The sequence below is a fragment of the Citrobacter sp. R-1.5.2 genome (assembly GCF_035064245.1).
GTDB lineage: Bacteria > Pseudomonadota > Gammaproteobacteria > Enterobacterales > Enterobacteriaceae > Citrobacter.
In genome coordinates, this window is sequence record NZ_JASEYC010000040.1 from 1 (window position 1) to 8163 (window position 8163).

The window sequence follows — 8163 nt, forward strand, 5'->3', positions numbered from 1 at the left end:
CCGTAAAGCTTCACTGTCGGGAGAATTTATTGTCTATGCTCTTGGTCTTACCGAGCAAGCTTATCGCCGTCTGGAATCGTTCTGCATTAAAAACAATCTGGTTGAAGTCTATAAAATGGATATCCTGGACGACCCGCACGATATTTTTAATGAGCTACGAACAAAAGAGTTCATGTTAAGAGAGAGAAGCACGAACGGCAGGGAAGGGGAGTTTAGAGTTTGCTCGTGCAATGTCTATGATAGTCAGATCCTGGGTAACGACCGCAGCAAGCGGTACCGTTCTGGTAATCCTAAATGCCCTACTCCAACAATAGAACAGCTTTACTTTAAACTCATAAAGGAAAGTGGTTCCGTTATAAAAATGGCTTATTCGATATAATTTATTTTGTGGATGATGATTGACAAGTAATTAATATCTGATATCTCTATACATAGATAAAAATGTAATTGTGGTCCGTTTTTATTTATTTTCCTTAGTATTGAAGTGTATATCTTACGGCAAAATTAAACCTTTGCCGTAATTCTTTTTATCATGCTGCTTTCTTTTCTCTGTCAATTTCTAATACTCTTTGAGCCACTAACGGATTTTGCTTAACCCTTAAAAAAAGAGTCTTTACTGTATCATATTCTGTAATTGCATTGCCTATATAAACATGTAGAGATTTAAAATCGAGATTATGATAAATCATATTAGTCAATATTTGAGCTATGAACAACTGAGATACAAATGAATCTTTGTCATTATAAAACAACTCTACTTTTTGAATACCTTCAAACCCTTCTTTAAAAAATATCCTTTTAATTAATGGGAATATTAAAGAACCAGTACCAGCACAGCTATCAGCGATTTTATATTTATCTTTACTGGTAGTATAAACTATATCTGTCAAAAGTTCAGATATATCAGTAGGTGTAAGAAATTGACCAAAGCTGTCACCTTTTTTACCTGTTAAAAATAAATCTTCAAACAACTCATTGAATATATCAGTTAGTGGGTTTTTCCCAATTTCATTAGATAATACTCCTGAAATATATGTTATTTCATTTGCGAATCTTTTATAAAACACACTATCAACTTTGAATTTATGTCTATTTGTTATGATTATATTTCTCTCTGCTACATGCAATTCATTGAGAATAGTTGAAAACCGATATGTTGTTTCACCTGAGTAAAACTGTTCTCTTTTTTCTAACTGATAAAGACTATTCATTATCATGGTGTAAGACACACAATTAAAGAACTCTCTGACTGTATCAGAATGTGAGCGATTAGATCGTGTTAAAATATTTTCCATTGCTTTATAAAATTGTTTTTTCATTTTGTTTATCCTTATAAAAATTATGCTGCTTTCTTTTCTTTATCAATTTCTAATACCCGTTGAGCTACTAATTTATTTTGCTTAAATCTCAAAAAAAGAGTGCTTACAGTATCATATTCTGTAATCGCATTACCTATATAAACATGAAGAGATTTAAAATCGAGATTATGATAAGTCATGTTGGTTAATATCTGAGCCATAAACAATTGTGCCATTAATGGATCAATCTCATTATAAAGAAGCTCTATTTTCTGGACTCCTTCATATCCTTCTTTGCTATGAATTTCTCTAAGTAAGGGAAAAAGTAAAGAGCCTGTACCTGCACAACAATCGCCAATATTGTATTTAATATCCTTTTCCCAGCCTACAAATCTAGAAATTGCTTCTGCAAGCCTGTTAGGTGTTAAAAACTGCCCCAGCCATTCACCTTTTTTTCCTGTTAAATAACAATCTTCAAATATTCTATTGAAAACATCTGTTAAAGGTTGTTTTTGTATTTCAAGCGAGATTAGATTAGCTGTATCTATAATTTCAGTATCAAACTGATTATAAAATTTTTCTTCAATACTGAATTTATGCCTGTCAGTTAACATTATTGATTTCTCAATAAAACCAGCTTGTATAGCAAGCTGGTTGAAACCATATATATTACTTCCTGAATAGAATAACTCTCTTCGTTCTAACTGGAAAAGACTATTCATTATCATTGTGTAAGACACACAATTAAAGAACTCTCTGACTGTATCAGAGCTTGAACGGTTGGAACGGGTTTGAATGCTTGCCAGTGTTTTTTTAAATTGTTTTTCCATAGTAACCCCTTATCTTTATTAATTGTTATTATTCTCGATTTTAGTTTCTGCATTGTCTTGTTCGGCTGCTGTATCGTCATACATGAAATGAGCAAAAGCATACTCGTCTTCGTGATAAAACTTAACTTTTTTATTTTTAGGAAGTTCTGGTTTATCACCGCTGCTGTAAGGCACTTTATTGATCTGGTTGTTCATATATCTCTCCTGAATGCTGACTACATTTAATATCATGCTATTCTCCTTATTTTATGCCGCAAGTAATTTTTCATTGCTCATTGAAAAGTCTTTAATATCAAAAATATCACCTGCAATTTTTGATAAAGTGAAATATGAAATTTCTTCTTTCTTCCCGAACTGTGAAATGAAAATCAAATTTCCACCACGGAAAGAAATGTTAAAATCAATATCATTAGCTAATGATTTAAATATTATTCTAAATAAATATATTGAACATTTCACGAAGGATACTCTATCATCTATAAATCTTTCATTTTTTGTTAAATAACAATGAATAGAAAAGACAGTTAAAATATTTCTTCTTGTGATAAAATGCCTTTTAAAATATAAATCATAAAAATTTTTATCGTGTGAACTGAAACGCAATTTTTCATTTAGTGGATTATAAATCCTGTACATATCCACATTCTTATTAGTTTTAGAAAGATATGAAGTGAATGTAGAGTATTGAGTGTTTTGTTTTTTCATTTTTATTCTCCTTTATTATTAGAATAGAACTAATATATAATAAATAAAAAAATAAGTACAGGTATATTTTTATTCATAAAATTAAAGCAAGCGTTTTCTTTTTTATATTTAAAATATAAGTAGATGATTTCAATAAGTAAATTATTAAAATACAAAAAGTGCTATTTTTTTATATAAAAATAGTTTTATAGGCGGGGTTTGTTGACAGACTTTAAAAACCTGATAGAAATATAAACACAGGATAAGGATTTCCTATGTAACTCTGAAATTTGTTAGTAAGTACCCTTAAAAAGCCACTTCTACCCAGTTTGTGGCTTTTTTCATATCCTAATCATCCCTTTTGATTCAAGATTACTTCCGAATACTGTTTTTAACTGCTCACTCTCTTTTTGAGCAATTATTGCATTAACAGTTTTCTTTTGTTCTTCCGTATAATCACTATCATTCAGGAAGCTGGCTGCATTTATACCATTATCCAGTAAAAATCTGACATATTCGCTTTTCTTGTAATAGCAAGCCAGACAGTTTTTACCCTTTTTGTTTAAGTGATTAATGTTTGCCCCTGAATCAATCAGCACAGACAGCTTATCGAGACAATAACAATCAAAGATAGCCGTCTGTGAGCGATTATCAGCGATTCTTTCCAGATCTGCACCATAAGCCAGTAAGAGCTTACATTCTTTCGCCGTAGCATATTCAAGAAGGTTGTGACCTGGTATGTTCTGGTCTGCTCCACCTGATAAAAGTATTTCAATGACCTTTGCTTTAAACTCGCTGTTCTTCCATTGATAAAGAAAAACTTTTATTAATGGGCTGTTAGACTCTTCAATTTTATGATTAACATTAACACCATGATCGATTAAATTTTGAAGTAAAGACAATGAGACTTCACTATCAATGTTTTTGTGCATTAAGAAAGTAATAGCACCAGATAAAAGATTTTCGTTTCCGTCGATAGTAGTCGATGAAATATCATTGAAATCCATTTCCTGATTAAAATATTTTTCAATTCTACGGATTAAATTTTTCAAGCTGCACTATCCTTTCTGTTCATAACAGTCAGTAAACTACCAGCCGTTCTTTGAATGTTGTCAGTTAAGCTGTGGCTATCTTTTTTATCTATATACAGCTTCTTAAATAATCTGTATGCCATGACCGTTTTTTTAGCCTGTAATGACAACAGTAAACCGATCACAATAAAACTGGGTTCTCTGTGGTAAGAGCAACAGTTTATGTAATGGAAAATATAATCTGTATTACTGTATTTGAGATTTAGCCCTGTATCGCTGATTTGACGGCATACAGTTAAAATATAATCGTCGTCATCCGTTCGGAACGACAGCAACAGCCTGTTTTGTAGTAGTTCCAGTTCTGCAAGTCTTTCACTGTATCTCTTTATCATTGCTGTACCCTGGGTAATACAGATTAAACAATAAAGCCCCAGTAAAGGGGCTTATGCTGTTCTGAACAGGTTAAGCATGTCAGGATGCTTTTCAATGACCCGCAACAGTTTAAGACTGCTGCCGGTGGGTGTTCTCTTTCGCTGTTCCCAGGCTTGCACCAGAGAAGGGGAGACACCCACTACCTGGGCAAACTCATTTTGTTTGAGCTTCGCTTTCGTGCGGATAGCTTTCACATCGGGCATCTCAAAAGTCGTAACACGAGCTGGGGCTACAAGACCCCGTTTGATGGCTACGGCTTCGTTAACACTCTCGATCAGGTCGTCAAAGAGTTCTTTTCTCATTTCTTCCCCCTTGCCTCCTGGGAGGCTTGCTCTATACCTTCTACGGCTTTCTTCAACTGGTTCTTTTCAGCATTAGTGAGATTGTCTTTCTCGTTCTTGGGATAAGCTATAAGAAGGAATACTTCGTTATCTGCTGTCAGATAGTAGTATATGACCCTGATACCACCACTTTTACCCATACCAGGCAAAGCCCAGCGAATCTTACGGCAACCGCCCGTACCTGATATGGTATCGCCAGCGGTAGGATCTTGCCTTAACACTTCCTGAAACTCCCGGAGTTCGTCAGGTGAAAGCAATCCATCGATCACTCTCTGAAAGACTTTGGTTTCAATGAAGTGTAGTAAATTCATTCCCTTAACTCTATCTCACTCGCACACTGTATGAGTCTATCTTAGTGGTACTGTGTAAGAGTTGCAAGCCCTTTTTGATGATAAGTTAACCGTTCTTTTGAGTGGGTAAGCCGTATATCCAGAAACATAACTGGTACACATTGATATTAATTTATTTCCTGATAATGAATGAGTGATAACAACTAAAAAGGAGATAAATATGGTATTAAGAATCCGGGATAAGAAAGAAAGAGTTAATTTATTTCTGGAATACTTTGATTGCACTTATGAAGTAAAACCACGAACCCCATTTAATCAACCAGATATTCTTACAATGAATTTTTACTATGCTTTAAAGCTTTTCTGTAAAAATTATAATGAAATCTATGATGCCCCTCATCACTGGAAAGATAAAATACCAGCTTTATTCACTGGATATAAAATGCTTTTTGAAAGTGAAGAGTTAAAAGTGTCTTTTATTTGTGGAACAATGGCAAAAAAGGCAAGAATAAGGGAAAAGTATCATGTATCTCATGCTGTTACTTTCCGTGTTCCTTATCACTGGAATGGTTCAAGAGAACCCGTAGGCATTGCCACCTATCACCTGGCGATTGATAAAACTTTAAACGACGAACAAATAGAACAAGAATTTTACAAACTACTCACTCTTTTTGAATACTCATTAAAGTATCATCAAGGGAAAGTTCCCGTCTTTAAAATAGATTTGAATAATCCAGAAGTGATAAGACCAACATACGTAAAAGAATAAATAAAGGAGGGTAAAACCTCCTTTTATACTAAATTCTTCTCTTAATCAGATAGAAGGTTTTCTCCTGGTGGATATTTCAGGAGTGGGGTTTTCTTCTGGTGTTTCTTCCTTTTCCTGTTTTTTGTTTATCCTGTCTTTAATAAATTCCGATACTGCAAGATCTGGATTATCTTTCAATTTATTCGACAACCACAATTCAACTTCGGCAATCATTTTACCCGCTGTTTTATCTGCATTCTGGATAGCTGTTGTTATGCTGTCCGGGTTGTCTTTAAGAAGCTTCGCCCAGCCAAAATCATAGGTATCATGGTTCTTCTCGTAGGACTCAAACTGTCTCTTGTCGTCGAGTTCCAGACCAAAATGATTAACGACTGCCTGGCTTGCCACATTCGCTACCAGTTCCTCCTCAGCTCGTGCTTTGTTGTCCTGGCTGTATGTATTCAGGGTTTCCCTGTTTAAACGGCTGCTATGCCCCCAGGAGTGGGCTATCTCGTGTGCCAGGGTCGAGATCTCTTCTATGACATTCCTGAAAAGGGAAGAAGGGGGAAGGTTAATAAACTCTGCTGACGGCACATAGTAAGAGCCTGACGAACTGTTAAAGTCGGTTACCCTGGTGATCTTCACCGGCGAGGTCGCTTCCAGTGCTTCCAGAATGACTTTTGCCTCTTCGTTAGTGGCTTTACTAAACCCCATACTCATGTTTCGTTGTAGCTTCGCTGATAGCTCTCCTTCCAGATCTGAAATGTTGAAGACGAAATCTATTGAAGCTGCTCTCCTGAACCTTTCTTCTATCTCTTCCTGTCCTGTCTCTTCGTCCAGCTTGGTTACTTCGTACTTCTTTCCGAATCTTTTTAATATCGAAAAAGACTTTGTTCCTTTCGGAACGATTAGACCCGAATTTTTAGCCTGATTAAAAGTCATGAAGAAGGGAAGTTTTTCTTTTTCGTCTGGATTCTTTAAAGCTCGTTCTCTCATTTGACCTAACAGCAAAACGGAGTTTTCAATGTTATATTTAGCACCACTCACAGGGTTTATGTATTTGGTTGTAAAAACGGGTGATTGCCAGATAGGTTTATCGTCGGGTAATTGGTTAAGAGATTCTATAATTTCTGCTTTTCGTGTTTCCATGAATAAGTTCATTTTATCTTCTTTACTCATTCCGGGATCACTGGAAGTTCTTTTCTTGTAAAATGCCATAAATACCTCCTTTTTATAATAATTATTAATGGCTATATATATATAATAAAACAACCGGGTAAAATAACAATACCCGGAGAATTTTTAATATTCAAATTTATTTATTATTTTTTTATTTATTTATTTTTGGGTGTGGTAATGACTGTATTTTCCTGCAATTCCTGAATTGTGTTTATCCTTTCTGCACTGAAATAAATTGCATAGGCACTTAAAACCGTGGCAAACAAAACTAAAAGATACATTCCAATGTTGTGAGCATTATTAATAAAGAACTGGAAATCTGTATATCCTTCTCGTTTGGCTCGTTTGTAGTAGCTTACCAGCACTGGAAAATCATTGATAACATGCCTGATACCTTTCATAAAAATGGCAAATCCAATGATAGCCACAAAGACAAGCCTTAAATGAGTACCTTTTAATATGTCGTCAAGGTTATGAAAGAAATTTATTGTATACTCCATACTGTTCTCCTGTGGGGGCTTTCACCCCCTGTTATTATATTAGGTCAAAGAATTTGTTTTTTAATGTAATAAAACTTTTATTGTTAACTTCTTCGTCGTCTGAAAAATCAATATGACTTAAAGTCCTGTAAGTTGGTTTTGAAGAATTAAATCTGTCTTCTGGTCTGAAATCTTTTGTTGTTTCAATTATTCTGTATGCTGAATCAGATAAGCCGCCGTTAAAATCTTCAATCACTAACATATATCTGTTAGTTGAAAATGCTTTTCTTTTTTCTCTTAATATTTCCATAAATCACCCCGTTTGTTAGTTAGTTTTCTATTTCCTTGTAACTCTAATATATAATATATAAAATAATATACAATATAATATATGAAATAATATAAATATTTCGGATATGTGGTTTACCAGAAAACAAAAAAGCCCCAAAAAAGGGGCTTAATGAGAGAGATGTTTCCGTTAAACGGTGTACGGTGTCAGCATATTTAATCTTGCTGCTTCGGTAGAAAGAACGACAACATAATTAGAAAAGTTTTCATTCTTCTTAGATGAAGCATTACGAATACTGTTGAGTATGTTTTTACAGACAAAAAGCCTTTTGTCGATAACCATTCTTTCTCTGGTAAGTTCTTCAATAGCTTTCGCACTGTTAGCCGTAATCAGTTCTTTAAGAACAGCACTTTTTCTTTGAGCTAATTTTTCAGCTTTTCCAGAATAGATAGCCAGGATCTTTTCTTCAATAGTTTCATATTTTTGGTAATGGTGCCAACTTACTGATTTAGTGTATGATGGTGTTTTTGAGGTGCTCCAGTGGCTTCTGTTTCTATCAGCT

At 34.4% G+C, this 8163-nt stretch carries 14 protein-coding genes; 2 read left to right on the forward strand and 12 right to left on the reverse strand.

Going from position 1 to position 8163, the window contains the following annotated elements; all coding sequences use genetic code 11:
* A partial coding sequence (locus tag QMN38_RS26020) for a hypothetical protein (RefSeq protein ID WP_323606368.1) occupies positions 1–379 on the forward strand: 379 nt, incomplete at its 5' end.
* A gap of 151 nt (positions 380–530) precedes the next feature.
* Here the strand turns inward: QMN38_RS26020 and QMN38_RS26025 are convergent.
* The 8 genes from QMN38_RS26025 to QMN38_RS26060 all read right to left on the reverse strand — a co-directional run bounded on the left by QMN38_RS26025 (position 531) and on the right by QMN38_RS26060 (position 4927).
* Positions 531–1319, reverse strand: coding sequence for an N-6 DNA methylase (locus tag QMN38_RS26025; protein ID WP_130979854.1), 789 nt, complete (start codon positions 1317–1319; stop codon positions 531–533).
* A 20-nt stretch (positions 1320–1339) separates the two neighbouring features.
* Positions 1340–2128, reverse strand: a complete 789-nt coding sequence (locus QMN38_RS26030) for an N-6 DNA methylase (protein WP_050188741.1) — start codon at positions 2126–2128, stop codon at positions 1340–1342.
* An 18-nt stretch (positions 2129–2146) separates the two neighbouring features.
* Positions 2147–2323 carry a hypothetical protein gene (locus tag QMN38_RS26035; protein WP_323606369.1) on the reverse strand — a complete coding sequence of 59 codons (177 nt, stop codon included), beginning with the start codon at positions 2321–2323 and terminating at the stop codon, positions 2147–2149.
* Positions 2324–2374: 51 nt separating this feature from the next.
* Complete coding sequence (locus QMN38_RS26040; protein WP_103767528.1) at positions 2375–2833, reverse strand: hypothetical protein; 459 nt, start codon at positions 2831–2833, stop codon at positions 2375–2377.
* Positions 2834–3153: 320 nt separating this feature from the next.
* The gene (locus QMN38_RS26045; protein ID WP_323606370.1) at positions 3154–3864 is read right to left on the reverse strand and encodes a hypothetical protein; all 711 of its coding nucleotides are present in this window, start codon (positions 3862–3864) and stop codon (positions 3154–3156) included.
* On the reverse strand, positions 3861–4235 hold the full coding sequence (locus QMN38_RS26050) for a hypothetical protein (RefSeq protein ID WP_040214351.1): 375 nt from the start codon (positions 4233–4235) through the stop codon (positions 3861–3863). The genes QMN38_RS26045 and QMN38_RS26050 overlap by 4 nt, the downstream gene beginning before the upstream one ends.
* 51 nt (positions 4236–4286) lie before the next feature.
* Positions 4287–4577 carry a NadS family protein gene (nadS, locus tag QMN38_RS26055; RefSeq protein WP_110129308.1) on the reverse strand — a complete coding sequence of 97 codons (291 nt, stop codon included), beginning with the start codon at positions 4575–4577 and terminating at the stop codon, positions 4287–4289.
* Positions 4574–4927 (reverse strand): type II toxin-antitoxin system RelE/ParE family toxin, encoded by a 354-nt coding sequence (locus tag QMN38_RS26060; RefSeq protein ID WP_001763177.1) that lies wholly within the window; start codon positions 4925–4927, stop codon positions 4574–4576. Before QMN38_RS26060 ends, nadS begins: the two co-directional genes overlap by 4 nt.
* Before the next feature lie 199 nt (positions 4928–5126).
* Between QMN38_RS26060 and QMN38_RS26065 the strand changes: the two genes are divergently transcribed.
* A complete protein-coding gene (locus QMN38_RS26065; RefSeq protein ID WP_323606371.1) occupies positions 5127–5675 on the forward strand; it encodes a hypothetical protein in 549 nt (182 codons plus the stop codon).
* A 45-nt stretch (positions 5676–5720) separates the two neighbouring features.
* Here QMN38_RS26065 and QMN38_RS26070 read toward each other — a convergent pair whose 3' ends face one another.
* The 4 genes from QMN38_RS26070 to QMN38_RS26085 all read right to left on the reverse strand — a co-directional run.
* The gene (locus tag QMN38_RS26070; RefSeq protein ID WP_001763175.1) at positions 5721–6872 is read right to left on the reverse strand and encodes a zincin-like metallopeptidase domain-containing protein; all 1152 of its coding nucleotides are present in this window, start codon (positions 6870–6872) and stop codon (positions 5721–5723) included.
* A gap of 116 nt (positions 6873–6988) precedes the next feature.
* Positions 6989–7333 (reverse strand): hypothetical protein, encoded by a 345-nt coding sequence (locus QMN38_RS26075; RefSeq protein ID WP_001763174.1) that lies wholly within the window; start codon positions 7331–7333, stop codon positions 6989–6991.
* Between the two features lie 34 nt (positions 7334–7367).
* Positions 7368–7622 (reverse strand): hypothetical protein, encoded by a 255-nt coding sequence (locus QMN38_RS26080; protein ID WP_094544837.1) that lies wholly within the window; start codon positions 7620–7622, stop codon positions 7368–7370.
* Positions 7623–7790: 168 nt separating this feature from the next.
* On the reverse strand, positions 7791–8163 hold a 373-nt coding region (locus QMN38_RS26085), incomplete at its 5' end, for a hypothetical protein (RefSeq protein WP_323606372.1).

Excerpts from the sequence above, each read along its gene's own strand:
- nadS (WP_110129308.1), bottom strand. The coding sequence starts at position 4,577 with ATGAGAAAAGAACTCTTTGACGACCTGATCGAGAGTGTTAACGAAGCC.
- QMN38_RS26070 (WP_001763175.1), bottom strand. The coding sequence starts at position 6,872 with ATGGCATTTTACAAGAAAAGAACTTCCAGTGATCCCGGAATGAGTAAA.
- QMN38_RS26075 (WP_001763174.1), bottom strand. The coding sequence starts at position 7,333 with ATGGAGTATACAATAAATTTCTTTCATAACCTTGACGACATATTAAAA.
- QMN38_RS26025 (WP_130979854.1), bottom strand. The coding sequence starts at position 1,319 with ATGAAAAAACAATTTTATAAAGCAATGGAAAATATTTTAACACGATCT.
- QMN38_RS26065 (WP_323606371.1), top strand. The coding sequence starts at position 5,127 with ATGGTATTAAGAATCCGGGATAAGAAAGAAAGAGTTAATTTATTTCTG.
- QMN38_RS26040 (WP_103767528.1), bottom strand. The coding sequence starts at position 2,833 with ATGAAAAAACAAAACACTCAATACTCTACATTCACTTCATATCTTTCT.
- QMN38_RS26080 (WP_094544837.1), bottom strand. The coding sequence starts at position 7,622 with ATGGAAATATTAAGAGAAAAAAGAAAAGCATTTTCAACTAACAGATAT.
- QMN38_RS26060 (WP_001763177.1), bottom strand. The coding sequence starts at position 4,927 with ATGAATTTACTACACTTCATTGAAACCAAAGTCTTTCAGAGAGTGATC.
- QMN38_RS26050 (WP_040214351.1), bottom strand. The coding sequence starts at position 4,235 with ATGATAAAGAGATACAGTGAAAGACTTGCAGAACTGGAACTACTACAA.
- QMN38_RS26035 (WP_323606369.1), bottom strand. The coding sequence starts at position 2,323 with ATGAACAACCAGATCAATAAAGTGCCTTACAGCAGCGGTGATAAACCA.
- QMN38_RS26030 (WP_050188741.1), bottom strand. The coding sequence starts at position 2,128 with ATGGAAAAACAATTTAAAAAAACACTGGCAAGCATTCAAACCCGTTCC.